General features: G+C 65.2%; 23 protein-coding genes and 2 tRNA genes. 15 read left to right on the forward strand and 10 right to left on the reverse strand.

Annotated elements, in window-relative coordinates:
* The first annotated feature begins 298 nt into the window (after positions 1-298).
* The 6 genes from ACWPMZ_RS02900 to ACWPMZ_RS02925 all read left to right on the forward strand — a co-directional run bounded on the left by ACWPMZ_RS02900 (position 299) and on the right by ACWPMZ_RS02925 (position 4,470).
* Positions 299-436: a hypothetical protein gene (locus tag ACWPMZ_RS02900; RefSeq protein ID WP_455702513.1), complete on the forward strand. Its 138-nt coding sequence runs from the start codon at positions 299-301 to the stop codon at positions 434-436.
* An 18-nt stretch (positions 437-454) separates the two neighbouring features.
* Entirely contained in the window at positions 455-1,108 is a 654-nt protein-coding gene (locus tag ACWPMZ_RS02905) for a hypothetical protein (RefSeq protein WP_455702514.1), read from the forward strand.
* Positions 1,109-1,111: 3 nt separating this feature from the next.
* Entirely contained in the window at positions 1,112-1,264 is a 153-nt protein-coding gene (locus ACWPMZ_RS02910; RefSeq protein WP_455702515.1) for a hypothetical protein, read from the forward strand.
* Positions 1,265-1,615: 351 nt separating this feature from the next.
* On the forward strand, positions 1,616-1,972 hold the full coding sequence (locus tag ACWPMZ_RS02915; protein ID WP_455702516.1) for a hypothetical protein: 357 nt from the start codon (positions 1,616-1,618) through the stop codon (positions 1,970-1,972).
* Positions 1,973-3,210: 1,238 nt separating this feature from the next.
* Positions 3,211-3,603, forward strand: a complete 393-nt coding sequence (locus ACWPMZ_RS02920) for a RusA family crossover junction endodeoxyribonuclease (protein WP_455702517.1) — start codon at positions 3,211-3,213, stop codon at positions 3,601-3,603.
* 576 nt (positions 3,604-4,179) lie between these two features.
* The gene (locus ACWPMZ_RS02925) at positions 4,180-4,470 is read left to right on the forward strand and encodes a hypothetical protein (RefSeq protein ID WP_455702518.1); all 291 of its coding nucleotides are present in this window, start codon (positions 4,180-4,182) and stop codon (positions 4,468-4,470) included.
* Here the strand turns inward: ACWPMZ_RS02925 and ACWPMZ_RS02930 are convergent.
* The gene (locus ACWPMZ_RS02930) at positions 4,457-5,314 is read right to left on the reverse strand and encodes a hypothetical protein (protein ID WP_455702519.1); all 858 of its coding nucleotides are present in this window, start codon (positions 5,312-5,314) and stop codon (positions 4,457-4,459) included. The two genes, ACWPMZ_RS02925 and ACWPMZ_RS02930, sit on opposite strands and share 14 nt — an antisense overlap.
* On the reverse strand, positions 5,311-6,480 hold the full coding sequence (locus ACWPMZ_RS02935; RefSeq protein WP_455702520.1) for a DNA cytosine methyltransferase: 1,170 nt from the start codon (positions 6,478-6,480) through the stop codon (positions 5,311-5,313). Before ACWPMZ_RS02935 ends, ACWPMZ_RS02930 begins: the two co-directional genes overlap by 4 nt.
* 36 nt (positions 6,481-6,516) lie before the next feature.
* Between ACWPMZ_RS02935 and ACWPMZ_RS02940 the strand changes: the two genes are divergently transcribed.
* Both ACWPMZ_RS02940 and ACWPMZ_RS02945 read left to right on the forward strand, forming a co-directional pair.
* A complete protein-coding gene (locus tag ACWPMZ_RS02940; RefSeq protein ID WP_455702521.1) occupies positions 6,517-6,939 on the forward strand; it encodes a very short patch repair endonuclease in 423 nt (140 codons plus the stop codon).
* Positions 6,930-7,004, forward strand: a tRNA-Thr gene (locus tag ACWPMZ_RS02945). The genes ACWPMZ_RS02940 and ACWPMZ_RS02945 overlap by 10 nt, the downstream gene beginning before the upstream one ends.
* A 122-nt stretch (positions 7,005-7,126) precedes the next feature.
* On the opposite strand, the gene ACWPMZ_RS02950 is transcribed toward ACWPMZ_RS02945, so the two are convergent.
* Genes ACWPMZ_RS02950 through ACWPMZ_RS02960 form a run of 3 tightly spaced genes read right to left on the reverse strand, consistent with a single transcriptional unit; the run spans position 7,127 to position 10,070 of the window.
* Positions 7,127-7,996 carry a hypothetical protein gene (locus tag ACWPMZ_RS02950; RefSeq protein WP_455702522.1) on the reverse strand — a complete coding sequence of 290 codons (870 nt, stop codon included), beginning with the start codon at positions 7,994-7,996 and terminating at the stop codon, positions 7,127-7,129.
* Positions 7,993-8,745 carry a hypothetical protein gene (locus tag ACWPMZ_RS02955; protein ID WP_455702523.1) on the reverse strand — a complete coding sequence of 251 codons (753 nt, stop codon included), beginning with the start codon at positions 8,743-8,745 and terminating at the stop codon, positions 7,993-7,995. The genes ACWPMZ_RS02950 and ACWPMZ_RS02955 overlap by 4 nt, the downstream gene beginning before the upstream one ends.
* Positions 8,742-10,070: a replication-associated recombination protein A gene (locus ACWPMZ_RS02960; protein ID WP_455702524.1), complete on the reverse strand. Its 1,329-nt coding sequence runs from the start codon at positions 10,068-10,070 to the stop codon at positions 8,742-8,744. The genes ACWPMZ_RS02955 and ACWPMZ_RS02960 overlap by 4 nt, the downstream gene beginning before the upstream one ends.
* 97 nt (positions 10,071-10,167) lie before the next feature.
* Here ACWPMZ_RS02960 and ACWPMZ_RS02965 point away from each other — a divergent pair, with 97 nt between their 5' ends.
* Both ACWPMZ_RS02965 and ACWPMZ_RS02970 read left to right on the forward strand, forming a co-directional pair.
* Entirely contained in the window at positions 10,168-10,842 is a 675-nt protein-coding gene (locus tag ACWPMZ_RS02965; protein WP_455702525.1) for a PadR family transcriptional regulator, read from the forward strand.
* Between the two features lie 54 nt (positions 10,843-10,896).
* Positions 10,897-11,403, forward strand: coding sequence for a hypothetical protein (locus ACWPMZ_RS02970; RefSeq protein ID WP_455702526.1), 507 nt, complete (start codon positions 10,897-10,899; stop codon positions 11,401-11,403).
* Here ACWPMZ_RS02970 and ACWPMZ_RS02975 read toward each other — a convergent pair whose 3' ends face one another.
* Positions 11,404-12,564 carry a glycosyltransferase family 4 protein gene (locus ACWPMZ_RS02975; RefSeq protein ID WP_455702527.1) on the reverse strand — a complete coding sequence of 387 codons (1,161 nt, stop codon included), beginning with the start codon at positions 12,562-12,564 and terminating at the stop codon, positions 11,404-11,406. It abuts the gene before it with no gap.
* A gap of 335 nt (positions 12,565-12,899) precedes the next feature.
* Here ACWPMZ_RS02975 and ACWPMZ_RS02980 point away from each other — a divergent pair, with 335 nt between their 5' ends.
* Positions 12,900-15,620, forward strand: coding sequence for a TonB-dependent receptor (locus tag ACWPMZ_RS02980; protein WP_455702528.1), 2,721 nt, complete (start codon positions 12,900-12,902; stop codon positions 15,618-15,620).
* Between the two features lie 58 nt (positions 15,621-15,678).
* Here ACWPMZ_RS02980 and ACWPMZ_RS02985 read toward each other — a convergent pair whose 3' ends face one another.
* Positions 15,679-18,213, reverse strand: coding sequence for an ABC transporter permease (locus ACWPMZ_RS02985; protein WP_455702529.1), 2,535 nt, complete (start codon positions 18,211-18,213; stop codon positions 15,679-15,681).
* Positions 18,214-18,243: 30 nt separating this feature from the next.
* A complete protein-coding gene (locus tag ACWPMZ_RS02990) occupies positions 18,244-18,936 on the reverse strand; it encodes an ABC transporter ATP-binding protein (protein WP_455702530.1) in 693 nt (230 codons plus the stop codon).
* A gap of 27 nt (positions 18,937-18,963) precedes the next feature.
* Between ACWPMZ_RS02990 and ACWPMZ_RS02995 the strand changes: the two genes are divergently transcribed.
* Positions 18,964-19,689, forward strand: coding sequence for an arylesterase (locus ACWPMZ_RS02995; protein ID WP_455702531.1), 726 nt, complete (start codon positions 18,964-18,966; stop codon positions 19,687-19,689).
* On the opposite strand, the gene recF is transcribed toward ACWPMZ_RS02995, so the two are convergent.
* Positions 19,686-20,768: a DNA replication/repair protein RecF gene (gene recF, locus ACWPMZ_RS03000; protein WP_455702532.1), complete on the reverse strand. Its 1,083-nt coding sequence runs from the start codon at positions 20,766-20,768 to the stop codon at positions 19,686-19,688. The genes ACWPMZ_RS02995 and recF overlap by 4 nt on opposite strands.
* 223 nt (positions 20,769-20,991) lie before the next feature.
* On the opposite strand from recF, the gene ACWPMZ_RS03005 reads away from it, so the two are divergent.
* Together ACWPMZ_RS03005 and ACWPMZ_RS03010 are read left to right on the forward strand one after the other, a co-directional pair.
* A complete protein-coding gene (locus tag ACWPMZ_RS03005) occupies positions 20,992-21,120 on the forward strand; it encodes a hypothetical protein (RefSeq protein WP_455702533.1) in 129 nt (42 codons plus the stop codon).
* Positions 21,117-21,329 carry a PspC domain-containing protein gene (locus ACWPMZ_RS03010; RefSeq protein WP_455702534.1) on the forward strand — a complete coding sequence of 71 codons (213 nt, stop codon included), beginning with the start codon at positions 21,117-21,119 and terminating at the stop codon, positions 21,327-21,329. The genes ACWPMZ_RS03005 and ACWPMZ_RS03010 overlap by 4 nt, the downstream gene beginning before the upstream one ends.
* 25 nt (positions 21,330-21,354) lie before the next feature.
* Here ACWPMZ_RS03010 and ACWPMZ_RS03015 read toward each other — a convergent pair whose 3' ends face one another.
* Positions 21,355-22,101 carry a queuosine precursor transporter gene (locus ACWPMZ_RS03015; protein WP_455702535.1) on the reverse strand — a complete coding sequence of 249 codons (747 nt, stop codon included), beginning with the start codon at positions 22,099-22,101 and terminating at the stop codon, positions 21,355-21,357.
* Positions 22,102-22,160: 59 nt separating this feature from the next.
* Between ACWPMZ_RS03015 and ACWPMZ_RS03020 the strand changes: the two genes are divergently transcribed.
* Positions 22,161-22,237: transfer RNA gene (locus tag ACWPMZ_RS03020), tRNA-Arg, on the forward strand.
* The last annotated feature ends 54 nt before the right edge of the window (positions 22,238-22,291 follow it).

Genomic DNA, 22,291 nt, shown 5'->3' on the forward strand with positions numbered 1-22,291 from the left:
GATTTCTTACTAGTAAGATATACTAGTAAGTAAGGCGCTGAACGCCGAATTTATCCACCTAACAAACAAGCTATGAACGCACCAGACGAGGGCACCGCACCCGTGACGCTGTCCCGCTTGGCTAGGTTCTTCCAGGACCAGGCCGACGAGCTGCGAAAGCTCTTATCAACCCGATCAGACGAGCATGGCCAGGTCTTCTAGCGAGCCGACCAACAAGCTCAACGAGCGCCTACGCGAGATCGATGCCCTTCCGTACAGCGATGGATGGAAGGAGAGCCAGCGCCGCGGAGCAATCCGCATGGCCAATACCATCGAGAGCACGGGCGACCGGCGCTTGAAAATTGCTCAGGAAATCGACCGACCAACGCACCCATCACCGGATCACGCAGACTTTGCGGAACAGCGGAAATGGGAGGACGCGACCGACCATTCTTAATCAATAAAAATAGAACGTATGAACCATGACTTTTTCGCCAACGCTGGCGACGACTACGAGGTACCAAAAAGCGATGCGCCTTATCTGAAATTCAAGGAGCCAGGGACCTACAAGTTCCGCCTACTCGACAAGCCGATTTTCGGTTGGGAGGGCTGGGTCATTGCCGATGGTAAAGACAAGCCGATCCGGTTCGACTTCAATGAGAAGCCGACCGATGTATCCCGATTTAAACGAGGAGAGCTCAACCACTTTTGGGCGATGCCAGTGTGGAACTTCCATACCAACCGCGTGGAGGTGCTAAGCCTCACAACCAAGTCGATCCAGACCGCGATCGAAGGGTACGCCCGCAACGAAGATTGGGGATCACCGCTCAGCTACAATTTGACCGTCACTCGCGAGGGGACGACCAAGGAGAACACCAAGTACACAACCATGCCGTCCCCTCACTCTGAGCTCCAGGACGACATCAAAGCGGCTTGGAATCAGGTCAAAGCCGAGGGCTTCGACATCACGGCGATCCTACGAGACGAAGACCCATTCAACCCAGCGACGAAGCGAGCGCAAACCGCTCCACCGCCGCCACAAACGTACCAGCCAGCGCCTACGCCAGCGGAAGACCTGACCCAGGAAGACACCGAGCCGCGGTACATCGAGGAAGAGCCGCCAAACTAGCCTATGAAGCCGATCACCAAATTGCAGCGCGAAGTGATCACGGCACACCTGATTGATCCGAAGAGGGTCACCCAGGCCGACGTGATCCGCCGCCTCAAGCTAGGCAGCTCGAACAACTTTTATCGGCTCGTGTACCGCTGTGTACGCGAGAAATAATCAGTCACTATGCGAAAATTTCTCAAAGTCGCGGCGCTTGCTCTAATGAGCTGGGCACTGGCCTACTTAGGAGCTACGACAGACCTTACGGATATGCGCGGCTGGTACTTTGGAGCTTCAACGGTACTCGCCCTAATCACAACATTATTCGCACTTCAAAGTTTTGACTAACCTATGAAACCACACGAAGAGGCGGCTGAGTTCCGCTACCACGATATCGCGAAGCCGCACCGCCGCATCCAACGCGATCGCACCGCCGCGCAACAGATCAGCGACAAGCACTTCCGCCAAGCAATGACCGCTATGTTTGCGTCACTCGTTATCGGACTGGTTTTGCTAACGCTCTAGGCCATGAGGACGCTCCAAGAGCGCCTCGCCAGTTACCTCATCAAGCGCCCGTACCAGTGGGTAGCCAAAGGCTTCATCGAAGACCTGGCGCGGGAGACGATGGGCGTCACCGCCGAAACCGTCGGCCGACGCCTCAGAGTGCTACACGAGGTATGCGGGACGCTTCCGCCAGACCGACCAACTTCCGAGCACGAAACCGCGATCAAGCTACTCCAGGGCGGCAAGATCGAGGTTGAGTATCGGGGGAAGAACCACGCTCACTACCGTTATGTGCCACCTAAGAGCCGCGAGGTCCGCAGGGTGGAGATCAGAGAAGGGAGGGCCGTGGAGATTATCGAACATCTAACAACTGAAATATGAACAAATTTAGACGAGCAACAGCGATCGTAGCAGCAGCCTTTGGCCTCCTATTCATCTTTGCCGCCATTGACGGAACCGACATCCAGCTAGGCTTTGGCGTCACCTTACTCACCTTGGCGTTGATGGGCTGGGAGTAAGGTATGAGCACCCACGGTCACCCCGGCAAACTAAAGCCGCACAATCCGGTCCCGAACCGAGTCCGCACCCATCATTGCAGCGGATGCGACAAGCCAGGCCATACGATTCGCCGCTGCCCGACCCTCAGAAAGCCGCATGATAAAATGTAGCTAGAAGCACCTGAGGAGATGGCCATGAAGCGCAACGAGTGTGCGGGTTGTGGCTTACCACTTCACCCGCCCGCAGATGATGCACCGGACCGGGACCGATACTGTCTCCAGTGCGTGGCAGATCAGATCGCGGACATGATGCTCCAATCACTCAAGAAACCCACCAGACACTAGGAGGTACTATGCGATGCACGTTCAATGTCTCGTATGCTGCCGCAAGGTGGCGATTTCGGAGAGACCTGGTGGTCGCACACTGGTATATTGCGAAGGCCACTGTTGCTTTGAAACTACATTCGTACTTTCGCACCACGTCATTCTTCGTGGGGTACAAGTACCCGTGTGGTCAACATGCGCATCGGGGAAGGAGTCGTGAAGCGCGTCGCTGAGGCGATCTTGATCGCACTGGTCGCGCTCACCCTCTTCATAGTCGGCATCATGGCGCTCGTCGCCTTGCGAAGGGAGGTGATCAAACATCTTGCTGGCAGGTAAGCTGCCAAGGGAGCCTTTCGAGGCTCCCTTTCTCTGTCTCTAGAAACGAAAAAAGGGCGCCCACCAGGCCCCTTTCTCCGCGTACATATCTAGCCATTTCTGGAGGTCCAGCATCATCGTGCTAAGTCTGCCCCAGCCAGCCATCGCTCGATCAACGAACGGGCTGGTATGCGGTCATTATGGGATCGCGAAATGAAGGTTCTGTGAGCTCGACTTGTCCCCACCACGGCAAGCGCTGATCATCGATCTCTGCTATGATCAAAGTAGGGCCGATTTCATATTTGTTCGGCCTTACTTCAAGCATTTCTTACGAGACAAAAGGCTCCGCTGTTACCGGAGCCTTTTGCTATAATGGGCGGGTCCCGTTTCATAGCGGCGGGACACTCTCTCTCAGCTTGTCATAGGGCTGGCAAATCCACCTAGCGTTCGGGTGGATTTTGCTTTGTACGGTATGATGAGTAGGTGAAATTCACGGTCTACGGCAACCATCTTGATCCTAAAGGTAATCCAATCGGCTACTACCGCACCACGCAGGGCGCGAAGTGGAAGCCAGAAGCCATCCGCTACAACCTTTGGAAGAGCCACGTCGTCGCTGCCTACATCGACGCTGGGGGCACTGTGAACGCTACAGGATACAAGCCGCTCAAGACAGGTAAGGAGAAGTGGCTACTCACCACAATGAGCTACTTTGCCAACGATGTTCGCCCCGATCCAGACAATGTGCAGAAGGGTGTGGCCGATGCGATCTTTGTCAACGACAAGTACGTCATTGGCACCTACGACTTTGCTTTTGATCATGAGTGCCCGCGGGTCGAGATAGAAATCCACAGAGTTGTCCCCAGCGTGACCATTTGACGCTTCATGTGCGCTTCACGTACAATATGGGAGCATGACTCAAACAACAAATTTGAATGTTGCCACAGCTAACCCAACTCTTGGGTCATGCAAATCCCGATGGGTTGGCGCTGGAAGCATTCAATCCAGGCACGCTTAACAGGCGTGCTTTTTCGTACATTCACATCACCACGTCGAGGCTCTTGCGCCTGACGAAAAACAGCAAAAGCAAAAGAGTTAGTGGTCTTTTTGCCCTGTCTGTTCGTCCACTTGATGCCTACACTTTGGCACTAACCCGACCCTTTAGAAAGGAAGGGGATGAGTGAACGGACGGGGGAAAGAGCACACTAGCTTCGCAACGCCCGCAAATCAGAACGCCATGAGCAATCGTGGCCTCCAATATGCGGGGGTTGAGTGGATAGACGAGCGCTAAGTTGAGACCCGCTAAAACGGATCGCCGCCAAACGGCTTTCTTGAGAAGGGAAAAGGTAGCACCGACCAGGATGCCTACCACTTACGCTCTGAGTTCTACGGTGATGGAAAGAGAGAACCCGCGCATTATCCAGGTCTTGGAGAAGGCGAAGCTGTATCGATCCTATGGAAACTGAACCCACCCCACAATTTACAAAAATTTCGGCCGCTTTGGATTTTTCGCGCTTTCAGGTTGCAAAGCCAGAGAAGCGCGAACCGACCGAGCGAGAGCACTACACCCAGCTCACCGCTAAGCTCATCGGCCGATCCTTCATGGCAGCCGCTACCCTCATGGGCGACTGGCCACTGGAGAAGATCATTCGCCACTACGAGCTTTGCACCAAACACTGTGGCGACATGCCAGGGGACGTGAAGTGGTGGTGGCTTCGCAAAAAAGAGAAACCTACGCGCGCCTGATCGGCGTCGCGTTGCTCTGCATCACTACGGCCCCACCGCGTTCAACGGTAGTCCGCCGCACGGTATCGACTCCGACGTAACCGACCTCGAAACCGACGCGGTTCACTTCCTGAGGATGACCGCCAAATGCCCCATGCAGGATGTCCAGAAACTCAACGTCTCCGACGTTTTGAGGCGCAGGCGAGGGGTTGTTGCGAGGCGAGGGAATCGTAGCCGGAAACAGGTACACGCATGGCGGAGGGAGCTCATACGGCCCAACGACAGTGTGCCGTGTGGGATCGACCTCTAGCTTGGGGCACGGACGGCCGATCGTACCACAGACCATATCCCAAACGATCAGCCCATCTACGAGCTGTTCCCGCTCGATTATCTCAGCCGACAAGCGAGTGTGAATGCCGGACCAAACGTTGTGTCGGGGATCTGCGCCCGGGTTGGTGCAGACCGACCACAGCACAAACTCATGGCAATGCGGCGGCCGGGAAAAGATGTTGGTGTTATTCCCGTCGAGACAGCCCTTGAGCTCGATCGCGCAGATGCGGCCCGAGGGCAGCTCGACGATGTAATCGTGACGGTTGGACTCCCCGGCACTCTCCCAATTCAGGATATGCCCGCGCTCTTGCAGCCAGTTGAGGACATGAGATGCAAAGGTACGCTTTTCTCGCATGGTCGCGGAGAACTGACCGCGGATGCGTTCGATCGCCCCGCGGAAGAGCCCGCTGTCGTAGAAATTTTGCTCATCGAGGTTGTGATCGCCAAGCGTGTGAGCCTGCGTCTTCAGCACCTCCGCAAAGGCAACGATGCGCTCGCGGAGCTCATCGTTGGCCGCGCAAGGGATGATGCTCATGCGGCTTTTTTCGTCTGGGCCGCTAGTTGCACCAAGAGTGGATCAAAGAGCTGGTCCCTCAGGTATGCCACCACGGGCACCGCCACGCCGTCACCGATCAAGTGATATGCCTCATTGTATGCGTCCGGGAGCTTGTAGCCCTCGTCCATCCCCATCAATCGAGCAGCTTCCCGCGGCGTCATGAGACGCGAACGAGTTTTGCGGCCCTTCACTTCAATGACGATCTGCCGACTGGACCCACCAGACGGAGTTCGCAGGCACCCTGCGATGCCATCAAAGCGCACTTCGGTACGGACCGTTTTGACGCCCTTGGTCACACGAGTGCGCCGGTAAGCGGTGCCATACATCTTCACGCCAGCATCCCTGGCTTTCTTCACCTTTTTGCGGTTGATCTCGCTCATGCGATCGATGAGTGTTTTCGTCTCAGCTTCGCTGTGCCACTCGACATCGACCGGATCGACTTCAAGCAGCTCTTCGAGAGATTTCCGCGTAACATTCGGCGCAGCGAGTGACCAATCGATCCAAGCCTCTATGACCGGCTTGAGCTTGGGCTCTTCAGCAGCGCGTTCCTTCATTCGGGCGTATGCAGCGGACACCCTCGTATCGATATCAGTAAGGCCAGCCCGCTCTTTCAACTGCGCAGGTACGAGGATGTCATTGCGGACGCCGATGAGAAACATCCGCGGGCGAGATTGCGGAACGAACAGCGCCGCATCGACCACCCGAGCGCCGACGTTGTAGCCCGCGTTCACGAGCGCCAGGCACAACTCTTCAAAGTCCCTGCCATCGTGCGAGGTCAGTGTGGCGGGCACGTTCTCAAGCGCGATGATCGCCGGGGCCCGATCGTCCTTGATGAGTGCTTCCATCAGCCGCCAGAACGGCCAGAAGACGCCCGAACGCTCACCTTTGAGGCCAGCGCCACCACCAGCAAGTGACAGGTCTTGGCAGGGGAAGGACGCCCACACGAGCTCCGGCGAACCGGGTAAATCAGTGGTCTTCAGCGTCTTCACGTCAGCCGCTTTCATCACCTCAGTTTGCCAGTTTTCCTCGTAGGTAACTGCCTTCTTGAGATCGATGTCGTTGGCGAACAGGCATTCCCAGTCTTCCCCCAAGCCCGCGCGAGCCATTCCGGCACCTGCAAAAAACTCGTAGAATTGCCTAACCATGCTCGTCACGATGCCAGAACAAAGTGAGAACGTCGAGTGACAAAGCGGGACAACGGGCCCCTTACCAGATCAGAGACAATGGCGCGGGTGCGATCCAAAGACACTTCCCCTGAGCTCGCCCTTCGCCGGGCACTCCACGCGGCCGGGCTTCGCTACCGCTTGCACGCGCGGCTTCCGGGTAGTCCAGATATAGTGTTTGGAAAAGCCCGCTTGGCCGTCTTTGTCCACGGCTGCTTCTGGCATTCTCATGACGGTTGCAAGCGCGCTCGCATACCATCGACCAGACAGGACTATTGGATACCGAAGCTCAAGCGCAATGTTGAGCGTGATCAAGCCAGCATCGAAGCGCTAATAGGGCTCGGGTGGAGGGTAATCGTCGCTTGGGAGTGCGAACTTAGCGGAGAGCGGCTTGCGCGGCAGGTGGCAGAAGTCATAAGGGCTGCACGGATGCCGGTGTAGCTCAGGGGTAGAGCAACCGCCTTGTAAGCGGTAGGTCTTCGGTTCAAATCCGAACTCCGGCACCACCCACCGAAAGCGACTATCGAGCGACTAGCGCTCTTTTTTTCTTAGAAAATCAACGCTGGACAGCCGTTTACAAAACCGCTGCACTACCACTGTGCTAAGCCGGCTCCGGATGGCCTTTGCGTCACGGAACGCCGAAGGTCCAGCCCTCCGTTCGCGCGACGTCGCCAGTCATGGCGGCCGGATGCCACAGCTCTTCCTGCCCGGCGACGAGGCGCAGCCAGGCGGCGGTGGCGAGCGCGTCGGACGCGTGGTCGTCGATTGCGCCTTCCCCCTCCACGGGCTGCGAATCGAGCGCTCGAAGTGCGGTGTTCAGCGCTTCGAACGTGCGCATCTTGGCTGTCCCGGCGCTGCGCCCGGCGCGAAGCGCGGCGATCGTGGTGTAGATCTCGGCGATGACCGATCCGGCAGGCGGCAGCGGATCGATCGGCCAGACCGGCACCCGGCCGCCCAGCGCGTGAAGTACGCGCATGCCGGTCAGGCTCGACTTGCCGACCTGCGCCGCGCCGACGAGGTTGAAGTTCGAGATCGGCCGGCAGCCGAGGCGCGCCTGCTCCAGTTCGGTCACCCGGAAGCGGCCGCGGCCGTGGCCTGCCCCGTCGCAGCGGAACGCCGCGCCCTCGGTCGCGCCGTCGCGGAAGAACGGCGCGGCGGCGGGATGGCCGACCAGGCCCTGTGCGGCGAAATGGGGATCGCCCAGGCAGTGGCGATCGACCAGCGCCCAGAGCGACCTGGCGTCGGGCGGGCTTTCGGCCCAGCCGGGGAAGTAGGCGCCGCAATCGACGAAGGGCAGGGCGATCCCCAGGTCGAGCCCGACGAGCGTGTCGGGCGGCAGGTCCAGCAGCAGCGCCAGCACCTCGGCCCGCGACCAGCGATGGCGGGCGAGCGCCGGCGCGCCGCCGCCGGCATGGGCGACCGCGACCGCGATGCCCCGGTGCCGCTCGCCCGCGGCGCCCGACCAGTCGATGGCGACGTAATGCCGGAAGCGGCTCACGCCGTGCCGCACCCTGCGGGACCGCTTGCCGGGGCCATGATCCAGCCGCTGTCGCGTGCCCTGTAGGTGAAATGCCGGCGGACCGCCGGATCGGTCACCCAGCCTTCGCTGGGCACATCCTCGTTGGCGACGGCCGAGACCTCGAGGCAGCGATCCCCCTCCCAGCGGTCGATCTGCCACTGGAAGAGGAACGGCAGGTCCTCCTCCTTGGCGAGCAGCGTCACGCCGACCGGATCGATCCGCCAGACGGCCAGCCCCTGCAGCGCGCCGTAGCCGGATTCGCTCCACTCGAGCGCGGCGAGCAGTTTGCCCGAGGGGGAATTCTTCGGCGGCTGGCCGGTGTCGATCTCCTGTCCCGCGCCGCTGCGGTCGACGAGCAGGTGGCCGTAGGATTCGTAGCCGGTCCAGCCGAACGAGAGGAAGCGCCCGTCGGCCGACAGCTCCATCGCATCGGCTTTCTCCATCCAGCGGGTGTCGACGCAGTAGGTCCCCCCGCCCAGCGTGTGCACGGCGTAGACGTCCACGCTCGCCGAGACGATCGCGGCCAGCGCGGGCGGGACTGGCAGGGGCGCGCTGCGGATGCGCTCGGCATCGGCGAGCGGCTCTGCGAGTTTGCATGAGGAAGCATCTGGTGGGCCGGCGGCCGTGGCGACGGCGACCAGCGCCCGCGCATCAGCGGGCTCGGGCGACGGCGGCAGTCGATCGCAGGCGGCGAGCGCCAGGACGGCAAGGCCGCCGGCGGCCCTCATCCCTCGCCCTGCCTCTCGCCCCGCAGCTTGTCCCAGTATTCGAGCCGCTTGCGGACCTCGCGCTCGAACCCGCGCTCGACCGGCTCGTAGTAGGTCTGCGGCGTCATGCCGTCGGGCCAGTAGTCGGCGCCGGAAAAACCTTCCTCCGCGTCGTGGTCGTAGGCGTAGCCCGAGCCGTAGCCGATGTCCTTCATCAACTTGGTCGGGGCGTTGAGGATGGTGCTGGGCGGCTGCAGGCTGCCGGTCTCTCGCGCGCTCTTCCACGCGGCCTTCTGCGCCTTGTAGGCCGCGTTCGACTTGGGGGCGGTGGCGCAATAGAGGCAGGCCTGGACGATCGCCAACTCGCCCTCCGGGCTGCCGAGGAACTGGTAGGCCTCCTTCGCGGCGATGCACTGGGCGAGCGCCTGCGGATCGGCCAGGCCGATGTCCTCCACGGCTGCGCGCGTCAGGCGGCGCAGCACGAACAGCGGTTCCTCGCCCGCCACCAGCATCCGCGCCATGTAGTACAGCGCCGCCTGCGGGTCCGAACCGCGCAGGCTTTTGTGCCACGCGCTGATGAGGTTGTAGTGCCCTTCGCGGTCCTTGTCGTAGACCGCGACCCGGCGCTGCAGGAACTGCCCCAGCGCGGCCGGGTCGAGCGGTTCGGCGATCCTGGCGGCATAGAGCGTCTCGGCCTGGTTGAGCAGGAAGCGCCCGTCGCCGTCGGCGCTGGCGACCAACGCCTCGCGCGCCTCGCGCGTCAAGGGCAGGGGGCCTTCCAGGTCCTCGGCGCGGTCGAGCAACTGGCCGAGCGCCGCGTGGTCGAGACGATGAAGGATCAGCACCTGCGCGCGGCTGAGCAGCGCGGCATTGAGCTCGAAGCTGGGGTTCTGGGTCGTCGCGCCGACCAAGGTCACCGTGCCACGCTCGACGAAGGGCAGAAAGCCGTCCTGCTGGGCGCGGTTGAAGCGGTGGATCTCGTCCACGAACAGCAGCGTGCGCTGGCCGGCCTGGCGGGCGGTCTCCGCCTCGGCAAAGGCCTTCTTCAGGTCTGCCACCCCGCTGAAGACCGCGCTGACCGCGTGATAGCGCATGCCGACGGCATCGGCGAGCAGGCGGGCGATGCTGGTCTTGCCGGTGCCCGGCGGACCCCAAAGGACCATGCTGGACAGGCGGCCGGCCGCGACCATCCGGCCGATCGCGCCTTCGGGCCCGGTCAAGTGCTCCTGCCCGATGATCTCGGCCAGCGAGCGCGGGCGCAGCCGGTCGGCCAGCGGCGCGTCGTCGCGCGGTTCGCCGGGCGCGGAAGAGGCGAGGGGAACGGTGTCGGGGAAAAGGTCGGCCATCGCCTGCGAACATAGGGTGCGAAAGATTTCGCTGCGAGCCTCTTGCATTGCGATTGCTTAAAGATATATCTTAGAGCTATCAAGTAAGGAGTTAACGATGCGAGATTTCGAGCGCGGCGTGCGCAACGCAATGAAAGCGGCCTTCCGGGCCAAGATGATGGCTGCTCGCTTCGGTGGCGGCGATGGCGGGGGCTTCGGGCCGGACGGTCCGTTCGGTCCCCACGGGCCTTTCGGTCCGCATGGGCCGTTCGGCCCCAGCGGACCATTCGGACCGGGCGGGCCCCGCGGCCCGCGCGGCGGGCGTGGCAGGCGGCGGTTCGACCGCGCCGAGCAGCGGCTGATCCTGTTGCGCCTCATCTCCGACGAGCCGCGCCACGGCTACGACCTGATCAAGGCGATCGAGTCCCTCTCGGGCGAGCACTATGCCCCCAGCCCCGGGGTCATCTACCCCGCCCTGCAGATGATGGCCGACGAAGGCCTGATCGCCGAGCAGGCGAGCGACGACCAGCGGCGCCTGTTCGCGATCACCGAGGCCGGGCGTGCCGTGCTCGAGCAGGAGGCGGAAGCCGCCGCCGAAGCGATGGAGCGGGTTACGGCGATGGGCGAGCGCGCCGAGCGCCACCGGTCCCCGTCGATCGAACGGGCGACCGCCAACCTCTACACCGCCCTGGCCCAGCGCCTCGCCGCGCGCGACGAGGGCGACGGCGAGGACCTGCCGCACCGCATTGCCGACCTGCTCGACGAGGCCGCCCGCAAGATCGAGCGGCTGTAAACTCAGCTCGCCTGTGATATGCCCTCCCACAGGGTCGCCCTGTGGGAGGGGACTATGACGGACATTTCGAGCGGGCCCGCGGTGGCCGACGGTGCGGATCCTGCAACCGGGGGCAGCGATGCGGCCGCGCCCTGGCACTTGTGGGCCGTGGGCGTGGTCGCGCTGCTGTGGAATTGCATCGGCGCCTACGACTACATTATGAGCCAGACGCGCAATGCCGATTACATGCGGATGATGACGGAGCCTTACGGCTACGACACGCAGGCCGCGGTCGAATACTTCGACAGCTTCCCGCTCTGGGCGGACACGGCCTGGGCCCTGGGAGTCTGGGGGGCGGTGGCCGGATCGGTCCTGCTGTTGCTGCGCAGCCGTTATGCCTTTCACGCTTTCGTCGTCTCGCTGATCGGGCTCGTCGGGGCCAATGTCCACAGCTTGCAGAACCCGTTGCCGGGCCTGAGCGATTCCGCGATGGCGCTGGGGATGACCGCCGCGATCACGGCGATCACGCTCCTGTTGATCTGGTACGCCCGGCGCCAGACTGCGGCGGGGGTGCTGCGCTGATCAGCGCCCGGCCGGCGCCTTTCGCGCGGCGATGAGCCGCAGATACGTGTCGGCCACGGCCTGGTTGATCGCGTCCCACGCATAGGCCTTGCTGCGGTTCGCGCCGGCGGCACCGTGCGCCGCGCGCAGGGCCGGGTCCTCGACGTAGCGGGCAAGCGCATCGGCAAAGCCGGCGATGTCGCCCGGATCCACCAAGATCCCGTTGACGCCGTCCGCGACGAGGCTGGTGCTGCCCGTCGCGCGCGCGGCGACTACCGGCACGCCGCAGGCCATCGCCTCCAACGTGACATTGCCGAAGGTCTCGGTGATCGACGGATTGAACAGCACGTCCATCGAGGCGACCGCGCGGCCCAGGTCGCTGCCGCCCTGGAAGCCGACGAACGAAGCACCGGGAAGGTTACTCTCGAACCACCCGCGCGCCGGACCGTCGCCGATGACGAGCACGCGGTGCGGCACCCCGCGGCGGGCGAGCTCGGCGATCGTCTGGGCGAACGCGTCGAGCCCCTTTTCCATGACCAGGCGGCCGAGAAAGCCGATGGCGACCGCGTCGGGCGCTATGCCATGGGCTTCGCGCCAGGCCAGGTCGCGCCGCTCGGGCGAGAAGACCTGGCGGTCGACCCCGCGCTCCCACAGCGAGATGTCGTCGTTCATGCCCTGCTCGCGCAGCACGTCGACCATCCCGGCCGAGGGCGTCACCAGCGCGTCGCACCGGCGGTAGAGCTGGCGAATCCAGTTTTCGACCCAGCCGGCGATGAAGCCCAGTCGGTAGTACTGAAAGTAGGTTTCGAACCGGGTGTGGACTGAGGCGAGGACCGGGGTGCCCCGTTCACGCGCCCACTTCACTGCGGCGCGCGCGGACTTGTCGGGTGCGGAGATGTGCAGCACGTGCGGATCGAAAGCGGCGAGGTCCGCCCGGACGCGGGCATTCAGGCCGAGCGGGAAGCGATACTCCGCGCGGGTGGGAATGGCCACCGACGGCAGCGAAACGAGCGTGCCTTGCGGCTGGAACGCCGGCTTGTCGATCGTGGGCGAATAGACCCGCACGGTGGCGCCCTGCCGCTGGAGATATTCGACGAGCCGGTTGAGCGCCTTGTTCGCGCCGTCGACCGTCATGTTATAGTTGCCGCTGAACAGGGCAATCCGCAGACCGTCGATCGTCATCGCGCGGGCCATAATCGGCTTTTGTGTGCTTGGCGAGGGGGCCCAAGCGGCTTGCCTGCACCACAGGCGAAAGCTGGCGCACGAACAACGGCCGCCTGCCGCTCACTCGCGAGTGTGGCTTTCGCACATCCCGGATCGCCGTGTGCCGGGCCGGCGAGGCCGCCGGGCGGGATGGCCGAGTGTGCCCCTTTGGCAACAGAAATCGTTTCCCCTGTTACGACTTGTGAACACGGCGATTGCGACGGGGAAACAGCCGGATTATCAAGCTACCTCTGGTAACGCCGCCATTGCCACCTGCAATCGGTGGCGCGGGCCGGAGGGAGATGGAGATCCTGATGCTGAAATGTGCTGCCGGCCGGGCCGGTTTCGTTCGTGCTTTCCTTCTGAGCGGGAGCGCGTTCGTCGCGTTTCAGGGTTCTTCCGCCGCAGCGCAGGATGCCGCTTCCCCGGCCGACGACTATACCGCCGAGGAAGACAGCGCGATCGGCAACGAGATCCTCGTTACCGCCACCAAGCGCGAACAGACGCTGCAGGACGTTCCGGTCGCGGTGACCGTGACGACCGCCGAGACCCTCGAGCGCGCGCAGATCCGCGACCTCAAGGACCTCCAGACGGTGGTCCCCTCGCTTGTCGTGGGCCAGCGCCAGAACCTGGGCAGCACCAACTTCTTCATCCGCGGTTTCGGCAACGGCGCCAACAACGCGGGTATCGAACCCTCGGTCGGCGTGTTCGTCGACGGCGTGTTCCGCTCGCGGACCGCATCGCAGATCACCGAACTGCCCGACGTGCAGCGGATCGAGGTCCTGCGCGGCCCGCAGTCGACCCTGTTCGGCAAGAACGCCTCGGCCGGCGTCATCTCCATCTCGACGGCCAAGCCCGCGTTCGACCTGGGCGGCTCGGCCGAACTGACGATCGGCAACTACGACCTGATGGTCGGCAAGGCCTACGTCACCGGCCCGATCAGCGAGAACGTGGCGTTCAGCCTCGCCGGCGGCATCAGCAAGCGCGACGGCTTCTTCAAGGACGGCCGCACGCTGGACCGCACCAACGAGCGCGATCGCTGGTTCACCCGCGGCCAGCTGCTGTTCGAAGGCGACAGCGGCCTGTCCGTCCGCCTGATCGCCGACTACGACAAGATCGACGAGAACTGCTGCGGCGTGGTCAACCTGCAGTCCGGCCCGACCTTCGCGGTGGTCACCGCGCTGGGCGGCAAGACCAACCCGACCAACGACCCATTCAGCCGGGTGGTCTACAACAACTTCAATTCGCAGAACCGGGTCAAGAACTACGGGGTTTCGGGGCAGGTCGATTTCGAGGTGGGCCCGGGCACGCTGACCTCGATCAGCGCCTGGCGCTATTCGCGCAACAACGCGCTGCAGGATCCCGACTTCACCAGCGCCGACCTGGTCTATCCCTTCCTGCAGGACACGACGGTCAAGACCATCACGCAGGAACTGCGCTGGACGGGCGAGATCGGCGACCGGATCAACCTGCTGCTGGGCGGTTTCTTCCTCAAGGACGACGTGAAGCTGAAGGGCCAGCTGCTCTTCGGCTCGCAGTTCCGCGCCTACGCCAACGCGCTCATCCAGGGCCTGAGCGGCGGCGCGCTCAACGTCGCGACGCTGGAACAGACCTTCGGCGCGCTCGAGGGCAACCCGGCCAAGTACGCCGGCCAGTTCGGACAGCAGGGCCGCGGGCTGACCGAGAACTTCGACCTCGACAGCCAGTCGCTCTCCGTCTTCGGCCAGGTGGATTTCGAGGTCATCGACGGCCTGACGCTGACGTTGGGCGGCAACTACACCGACGACAGCAAGAAGTTCCGCACCGATACCGTTAGCACCGACACGTTCTCGGCGATCAACCTCGATGCGCCGCAGTACGCACCGTTCCGCAACACCCTGCTGCGGCAGGGCGCGATCGCGCAGACCGTGGGTACGCAGCTCGGCCTGGGCCGTTCGGCAACGACGGCCGAAGTCACCGCCTTTGCCAGCGGCACGAGCCCGGCGGGCCCGGCAGGTGCAGCTGCTTTCCCGACGATCGTTGCCGGGGCTACCGCCTTCGCTAACGCCAACCAGAACAACCCGCTGGCCAATCCGCTCGGCGGACTGCGCGCCTACCAGTTCCTGCCGCCCTACCTCAACGTGCCGAACGCGGTCGAACCGGGCCGCACGGACGACAGCAACTTCAGCTACACGGCGCGTCTGGCCTACGACATCGGGAACACCCTGAACGTCTACGCAAGCTACGCCACGGGCTTCAAGGCGAGCTCGATCAACCTGTCGCGCGACGCCCGCCCGACGGCGGCGGATCGCGTGGCCGCCATTGCTGCGGGCATCGCGCCCAACAACCTGTCGGCGGGCAGCCGCTTCGCCGGACCGGAAGATGCGCGGGTGATCGAAGCCGGCCTGAAGTACAACGGCGGCGGGCTTTCGGCCAACCTGGCGGTGTTCGACCAGGAGATCGAGGGCTTCCAGTCCAACCTGTTCACCGGCACCGGCTTCGCGCTGCTCAACGCGGGCAAGCAGAGCACTTTCGGCGTCGAAGTGGAAACCCAGGCCAACATCAACGCCCTGACGCTGAACTTCGCCGCGACCTACCTCGATCCGAAGTACGACAGCTTCAACAATTCGGCGGTCGGCAACCTGACGGGTACCCGCCCGGCCGGCATCGCCAAGTGGACCGTCGTCACCGGGGCCCAGTACGAGGCCGATCTCGGCAACGTCTTGGTTATCCCGCGCGTGTCCTACCTGTGGTCGTCGCGCACCAAGGTGGTGGAAGGCCTGCCGGGCTTCCTGGTGCGCGGTGCCGACGGATCGATCGTCAACGCAGCCCCGGCCATCGCCGCGGCGGAACCGTTCACGGTGGAGCGCAACGACCTCACCGCCTCGATCGACTTTGAGATGCAGAACGGCCTGACCATCGGGTTCTGGGGCCGCAATCTGCTGAAGGACAACAACATCGAACAGATCTTCGACTCGGTTGTCCAGAACGGCGGCATCTCGGGTTACATCAACGATCCGCGCACTTACGGCGTAACCGCCCGCTTCAAGTGGTAAGCGGCTGAAAGCAAACGGAGGGAGAGGGGGCCTGCGGGCCCCCTTTTTCTTGGGCCCGCTACAGGCTCCGCAGCGACTGGGCCGGGCGGGCGCGCAGCAGCGGGAGCGACGCGCCGAGCGCGAAGGCAAGGACCAGCGCGAGGCCGGCACCGAGGACGCCGAGGATTCCGGCCCAGTCGGGCAGCCAGTCGAATTCGAACAACTGGACGACGACGAGCCAGGCCATGGCCGTACCCAGAGCCAGCGCCACGACCGCCAGGATCGCCGCGAGAAGGCCGAACTCGCCGAGCTGAAGTAGCAATAGCTGCCGCCGGCTGGCGCCGAGCACGCGCAGGATTACGCTGTCGTAGAGCCGCGCGGCGCGTGCCGCGGCAATGGCGCCGAGCAGGACCGCGATCCCCGCCAGCACCGCGACCGATGCCGCGGCGAGGATCGCCAGCGCCACCTGATCGAGGATCGTGCGCGCCTCGGTCAGTAGCGGACCGACCTCGATGACCGAACTCGAAGGGAAGACCGCAACCAGCCCGCCCAGCAGTCCGGGCGCTCGCGAGCCAGCAGGCAGCTCGATGGTCGCCGCCAAGTTGTGCGGCGCGTCGGCAATGGCATTGGGCGAAAACACGAAAACGTAGTTGAAGCCCAGGCTCTCCCAGTCGATGCGCCGGATGTTGGCGATGCGCGCCGTCCGCTCGACGCCGAGAATGCCGATGGTCAGGTAGTCGCCGATGGCCAGGCCGGTCGCCTGCGCCAGTTCCTCGTCGACCGAGACGAGAGGTTCACCACTGTAATTCGCCGGCCACCACTCGCCTTGTGTGACGGTGTTGCCTTCGGGAACGGTGGCCGCATAGGTCAGCCCGCGTTCGCCGCGCAGGCCCCACGCACCGTCCGGGAGTTCCTCCAGCTCGCTGACGCGGGTCATCGCGCCCTTCGGGCCGAAGGCGAGCACGGCGCCGCGCATCGTGGGCACGGTGCGGATCGCGGAACCCGGAGCCGCCGCCTCGACCATCGCGGCGAATTTCTCCGCTCCGTCGCGCGGGACGTCGAGCACGAAGTAGTCGGGCGCGCGTTCGGGCACCGAGCGGCGGATGTTGCCGTCGAGGCTCGACTGGATTCCGGCCAGCAGCACGAACGCCGTCAGCCCGAATCCCAGCGCGACGACCAGCGCCGTGGTGGCCGACCCTGGGCGGTGAAGGTTGCCGATGGCGATGCGCAGCAAAGGGTTGGCCGGGCGCGGAGCGCGGGCGGCCAGCCGGCGGATGCCCCAGCCAAGCAATGCTAGAAGACCGAACACCGCCACCGCGCCGGCCAGGAAGCTCGCCGTCAGCAAGGGCTGCGGGGCACCCGCGAATGCCAGCGCGACGATCCCGGCGAGGCCCAGGGCCACCGGCCTCGCCGCGCCGGAACCGATCCGGGCGAGGGGTGCCACACGGGCGCGCATCAGCGCCATGGCCGGGTAGTCGCGCGCCCGGGCGAGCGGAGGCGCGGCAAACACGGTGGCGACCAGCAGGCCGAACGCGGCGGCGCGAAGGAGAGCCCAGGGATCGAACGTCGCCCCGCTGCGAACCGGCAGCAGATCGCCCAGCGCGTTGGCCAGCAGCGGCGTGACGGCCACGCCCGCCAGTAGGCCCGCCAAGGTTCCGGCAATCGCCGCCGCGCCCAATTGCAGGGCATAGATGCGGGTGATGTCGCGGCTCGTCGCGCCGAGGATCTTCATCGTGGCGATGCTGGCGCGGCGCGCCTCGAGATAGGAGGAAACCCCGCCGCCGATGCCGATCCCGGCAATCGCCAGCGCGGCGAGGCCGACGAGGGTGAGGAATTCGCCCATCCGGCTGACGAAACGCTCTGCGCCGGGGGATGCGCGGTCGCGGGTGCGGGTGTCCAGCCCCGCCTCGGGGAAGCGTGCTTCCAGCGCTTCCTCGACCGCCTCTGGGTCGTCCGCACCCGAGAACCTGATCCGCGTCTTGCTTTCGTACATCGCGCCCGGCGCGGTCAGTCCTGCGGTTTCGGGCAATTCCTTGCGCACGATAAGCGTCTGGCCGAGCTGGAAGCCTTCGCTCAGCCGGTCGGGCTCCTCGCCGATGATGCCTCCGACCCGCAGCGTTGCGGTGCCAACCTTGATGTTGTCGCCGGTCGCTATGCCCAGCCGCTCCGCCGTGCCCTCTGCGACCCATGCCTCGTCCGCTGCCGGCGCGCCTACCGTGCGCCCGTCCGCCAGGGTGAAGCTGCCGTACATCGGCCAGCGCTCGTCGACGGCTTTCAGCTCGACCGGGGCGGTGGCCTCGCCGGCGCGCGCCATGGCCTGCATCCGATATCCCTCGGACAGCTCGCCGTAGTCGGCCAGCCAGGCGCGTTCCTCGTCTGTCAGCGGGCGCTGCCAGACCTCGACCTCGAGGTCGCCGCCCAGGATCGTCTGCCCCTGGCTGTCCAGCTCGCCGCGGATGGCAGAGGTGAGCGACCCGATGGCGGCGAGTGCGCCGACGCCGAGGAACAGGCAGACCAGCAGCAGCCTGAGCCCGCGAAAGCGCCGGTGGAGATCGCGCCGGGCTATGCCCCACGCGGCGCTCCAGCCGATGACGGGGGCGGTAGCCTGGCCCATCCTAGCGGCTTCGTCGCATGGCTGGGATCGTCACGCGCGGCCCGCCCGGTCGCTGGCGATCCGGCCGTCGGACAGCGTGACCACGCGGGCGCAGCGCTCTGCCAGCGCCGGATCGTGAGTGATGATCACCAGGGTCGAGCCGGTTTCGGCACGCCTGGCGAACAGCAGGTCGGCCACGGTCTCGCCGGTCGCGGCGTCCAGGTTGCCGGTCGGCTCGTCGGCAAAGACCAGCGGCGGGCGCGGCGCGATTGCGCGAGCGATGGCCACGCGCTGCTGCTCGCCGCCCGAAAGCTGGGCCGGATAATGGTCGAGCCGGTGGCCCAGGCCGACCGCCGTCAGCTCCTCCGCCGCACGTTCCCACGCGCCCGCTTCCCCGGCCAGTTCGAGCGGGGTGGCGACGTTTTCCTGCGCGGTCATGGTCGGCAGCAAGTGAAATGCCTGCAGGACCACGCCGATGCGGCCCCGGCGGGCGAGCGCGAGCGCGTCCTCGTCGAGCGCGGCGAAATCGGCGCCGGCCACCGCGAGCGAGCCGGAGCTCGCGCGTTCGAGCCCGGTGAGCACCGCCATGAGCGAGCTCTTGCCCGATCCCGAGGGGCCGAGCAGCGCCAGCGTCTCCCCCTGCGCGACGTCAAGATCGATGCCGCGGAGGATCTCGACCGCAGCAGGACCTTCGCCGAGCGTGAGTTTCAGATCGCGGGCGGAAATCACCGGAGGACTTGTCACGCCGCCGCGATGGCATAGGGATTGGCGATGAACAAGGAGACGCGGGTAATGAATTGTCGCTTCTGGGCCATCTCCGCAGTCCTCGCGCTGGCCGCCTGCGGGCCCGACGCCGAGCCGGTGGCGGAGCCCACGACCCGCGCGGGGGCCGAAGCGATGGCCGAGGCCCCCGTGCCGGTCATGGGCCCGGAAGTGCGCATCCTGGCGTTCGGCGACAGCCTGTTCGCCGGATATCGCCTGGCCGAGGCGGAGGGTTATCCCGAGCGGCTGGAGGCGGCTCTGCGGGCACGGGGCGTCAACGCGAAGGTGGCCGATGCCGGCGTCTCTGGCGACACCACGGCGGGCGGCAAGCAGCGCATCGCCTTCGTGCTCGATGCGATGGAGCGCGCCCCGGACCTCGCGCTGGTGGAACTGGGCGGCAACGATCTGCTGCGCGGCATTTCGCCCGAAGAGGCGCGGGCCAACCTCGTGGCGATCCTCGACGAGCTGAAGGCGCGCAAGGTGCCGGTCGTGCTCTACGGCATGCGCGCGCCGCCCAATGCGGGACCCGAGTACCAGGCCGCGTTCGACGGAATGTATCCCGCGCTGGCGAAGGAATACGGCGCCGCGCTGGTGCCGTTCTTCATGGCGCCGCTGCAGGCCGACCCGGCGCTGGTCCAGGCCGACCGCATTCATCCGACGGCAGAAGGCGTGCTGGAGATGGTCGCGGCCACCGTCGACACCGTGGCGGAAGCCTTGCCCGAACCGGCCGGCTAGACCCGCCGCGCCGATCCGTTCTCGATCCGCCAGACCGCCGCTTCGCCCAGAATGCCCTCGAACGGCGCCGGTTCGGTGCCGGTGAGCCAGACCTGCGCCGCGCCGCCGCGCAGGCGATCGAACAGTGCCTCGCGCCGCAGGGGATCGAGATGGGCGGCCACCTCGTCGAGCAGGAGGACACCGGGCCGACCCGCCGCGGCGAGCTCCGCATGGGCCAGGGTGATGGCGATCAGCATGGCCTTCTGCTCGCCGGTGGAACAGCTTGCGGCGGGCATGTCCTTGCCGGCCATCGTCACCGCCAGATCGTCGCGATGCGGGCCGCTCAAGGTGCGCCGCGCCGCCCGGTCGCGCGGGCGCTGGCGCGCAAATTCAGCCGATAGCGCCTCCAAGTCCAGCGGGCCGCCCGGGGCATATATGAGGGCGGGGCGGGCAAAGGGCTGGTCGGGCAGCGCGGCGAGCGCGCCGGTTAGCGAGGCGACGAGCGAGGCGCGCCCGGCCGCCAGCGCGGCCCCGGCCTCGGCCAGTTGCGCCTCGACCGAGGCGATCCAGGCGGTGTCCGGCTCGTCCTCACCCGCGAGCAGGCGGTTGCGCTCGCGCAGCGCCGCATCGTAGCGCGCCGCGGTGCGCGCGTGGCCGGGATCCAGCGCCACCGCCAGCCGGTCCATGTAGCGCCGCCGGTCGCCGGCGCTGCCGGTAAACAGGCCGTCCATCGCCGGGGTCAGCCAGCCGACCGCCAGCCACTCGCCGAGCGAAAGCGCGCTGGCCTCCGCGCCGTTGACCTGGACGACGCGGCGTGAGGGACTGTCGGGCCGGGTGCCGGTGCCGAGCATCACCGGGTCCCCCCCGTCGCCCCGCATCAGCGCCGCGCTGACGGCGAAGTGGCCCGCCTCGCTGCCCGCCATCTCGCCGAGCGAGGCGCGCCGGAGGCCCCGGCCCGGCGCGAACAGCGACAGCGCTTCGAGCACGTTGGTCTTCCCCGCGCCGTTCTCGCCATGCAGCAGGTTGAGCTTCGCCGCCCCGTCCAGCCGCGACGCGCGATGATTGCGGAAAGCGGAAAGGGTGATCCGGTCGAGCGCCATGAGCAGGCTGCGGACCTAGGCCAAGGCGGGCCGCCGAGCCACGGAAAACCTGCTTGCCGATACTTGGTGGAAAATCCCATCTTTGCGCGAACGGTACAGACGCGGAGAGAGCGGCAAAACGTCAAATAATTGAAGAACAAGGAGAAATCAAGTTTGGCACACCTTGTGCAACAATCTGTTCATCGGGAGGAAAGGTCCCCCGAACAGTGGAAGGAAATATGAGATGAACGCTTTTTCGAACTTCGCCGACCGCGCCATGGCCGTCTTCGCCGCCGTGAGCATGACCGCTTTCCTGCTCGTCGCCAGCTTCTCGGCCCCTTCGGCCCAGATCGTTTCGGGGATGGTCGCGTGAACGACATCGACAACCACAAGGGAGGTCTCCCCTCCACGGGGTTCCACCTCGACAAGGCCAACGGCAAGGTCATGGGCGTCTGTGCCGGCCTGGCCAACTCCTTCGGGCTCGACCCGCTGGCCTGGCGGCTGATCTTCGTGGTCGGAACGATTGCCGGTGTAGGCCTGCTGATCCCGGTGTATCTCGCGATCGGGCTGCTGGCGGATTGATCCGCCAGCGGCTCCGCCCGCCCGCCTACCGCTCCCGCGCGGCGTGGGCGAAGGGCGAGAAGTCGGTGTCGGTATCGAATACCTCGACACCCTCGCGGGCCTTCAGGAAATTGACCACGGCGTAGGTCACCGGCGTGAGGATCGCTTCCCACGCCGTCTTTATCAGCCACTGCGAAACGACCACCTGCCACAATTGCTCGGGCGGCCAGCCCGCCAGGCCGTAGAACGCCAGCGGATAGAAGATCAGGCTGTCCAGCCCCTGGCCAACAACGGTGGAGCCGATCGTGCGCATCCACAGGTGCCGCCCCCCGGACCACACCTTCATCCGCGCAAGGACGAAGGAATTGGCGAACTCGCCCGCCCAGAACGCCACCATCGAGGCGAGCACGATGCGCCACGAATTGCCGAACACGAACTCGTAGGCTTCCTGCCCCGGCCAGCCGGCGGCGGGGGGCAGGGCAACGACCACCGCCGCCATGAAGGCCATGAAGGCCAGGGCCGCGAACCCGGTCCAGATCACGCGCCGCGCATGGGCGTAGCCGTAGACCTCGGTCAGGACGTCGCCGATGATGTAGCTGACGGGAAAGAACAGCACGCCCGCGCCGAACGACCACTGCCCCCCGCCGGGCAGCGGGATGTAGCTCGGCTTGCTGGCGCCGATCAGGTTCGACAGCAGCAGGATCGCGACGAACGCGGCCATGATGTACTGGTAGTAACGGAACTGCGCACGTGCGCCGGCCGCCCCTTCCACCCGTTCGATCTGCCCCGTCATCGACCCGAAGGTAACGCGATTCCCACATGCGGGAAAGCGCGCTATGAGCCGCCGGGCACGCGCCCGTAGCTCAGCCGGATAGAGCACGGACCTTCTAAGTCTGGGGCCGGAGGTTCGAGTCCTCCCGGGCGCGCCATTCTCGCTGAAGGCACTTGATCCGGCGCTCTCACGCGTCCGTCGATGCGGCCTT

The sequence above is a fragment of the Tsuneonella sp. HG222 genome (assembly GCF_053819185.1).

Excerpts from the sequence above, each read along its gene's own strand:
- ACWPMZ_RS02900 (WP_455702513.1), top strand. The coding sequence starts at position 299 with ATGGCCAATACCATCGAGAGCACGGGCGACCGGCGCTTGAAAATTGCT.
- ACWPMZ_RS02905 (WP_455702514.1), top strand. The coding sequence starts at position 455 with ATGAACCATGACTTTTTCGCCAACGCTGGCGACGACTACGAGGTACCA.
- ACWPMZ_RS02910 (WP_455702515.1), top strand. The coding sequence starts at position 1,112 with ATGAAGCCGATCACCAAATTGCAGCGCGAAGTGATCACGGCACACCTG.
- ACWPMZ_RS02915 (WP_455702516.1), top strand. The coding sequence starts at position 1,616 with ATGAGGACGCTCCAAGAGCGCCTCGCCAGTTACCTCATCAAGCGCCCG.
- ACWPMZ_RS02925 (WP_455702518.1), top strand. The coding sequence starts at position 4,180 with ATGGAAACTGAACCCACCCCACAATTTACAAAAATTTCGGCCGCTTTG.
- ACWPMZ_RS02930 (WP_455702519.1), bottom strand. The coding sequence starts at position 5,314 with ATGAGCATCATCCCTTGCGCGGCCAACGATGAGCTCCGCGAGCGCATC.
- ACWPMZ_RS02935 (WP_455702520.1), bottom strand. The coding sequence starts at position 6,480 with ATGGTTAGGCAATTCTACGAGTTTTTTGCAGGTGCCGGAATGGCTCGC.
- ACWPMZ_RS02955 (WP_455702523.1), bottom strand. The coding sequence starts at position 8,745 with ATGAGGGCCGCCGGCGGCCTTGCCGTCCTGGCGCTCGCCGCCTGCGAT.
- ACWPMZ_RS02960 (WP_455702524.1), bottom strand. The coding sequence starts at position 10,070 with ATGGCCGACCTTTTCCCCGACACCGTTCCCCTCGCCTCTTCCGCGCCC.
- ACWPMZ_RS02965 (WP_455702525.1), top strand. The coding sequence starts at position 10,168 with ATGCGAGATTTCGAGCGCGGCGTGCGCAACGCAATGAAAGCGGCCTTC.
- ACWPMZ_RS02970 (WP_455702526.1), top strand. The coding sequence starts at position 10,897 with ATGACGGACATTTCGAGCGGGCCCGCGGTGGCCGACGGTGCGGATCCT.
- ACWPMZ_RS02975 (WP_455702527.1), bottom strand. The coding sequence starts at position 12,564 with ATGACGATCGACGGTCTGCGGATTGCCCTGTTCAGCGGCAACTATAAC.
- ACWPMZ_RS02980 (WP_455702528.1), top strand. The coding sequence starts at position 12,900 with ATGCTGAAATGTGCTGCCGGCCGGGCCGGTTTCGTTCGTGCTTTCCTT.
- ACWPMZ_RS02985 (WP_455702529.1), bottom strand. The coding sequence starts at position 18,213 with ATGGGCCAGGCTACCGCCCCCGTCATCGGCTGGAGCGCCGCGTGGGGC.
- ACWPMZ_RS02995 (WP_455702531.1), top strand. The coding sequence starts at position 18,964 with ATGAACAAGGAGACGCGGGTAATGAATTGTCGCTTCTGGGCCATCTCC.
- recF (WP_455702532.1), bottom strand. The coding sequence starts at position 20,768 with ATGGCGCTCGACCGGATCACCCTTTCCGCTTTCCGCAATCATCGCGCG.
- ACWPMZ_RS03005 (WP_455702533.1), top strand. The coding sequence starts at position 20,992 with ATGAACGCTTTTTCGAACTTCGCCGACCGCGCCATGGCCGTCTTCGCC.
- ACWPMZ_RS03015 (WP_455702535.1), bottom strand. The coding sequence starts at position 22,101 with ATGACGGGGCAGATCGAACGGGTGGAAGGGGCGGCCGGCGCACGTGCG.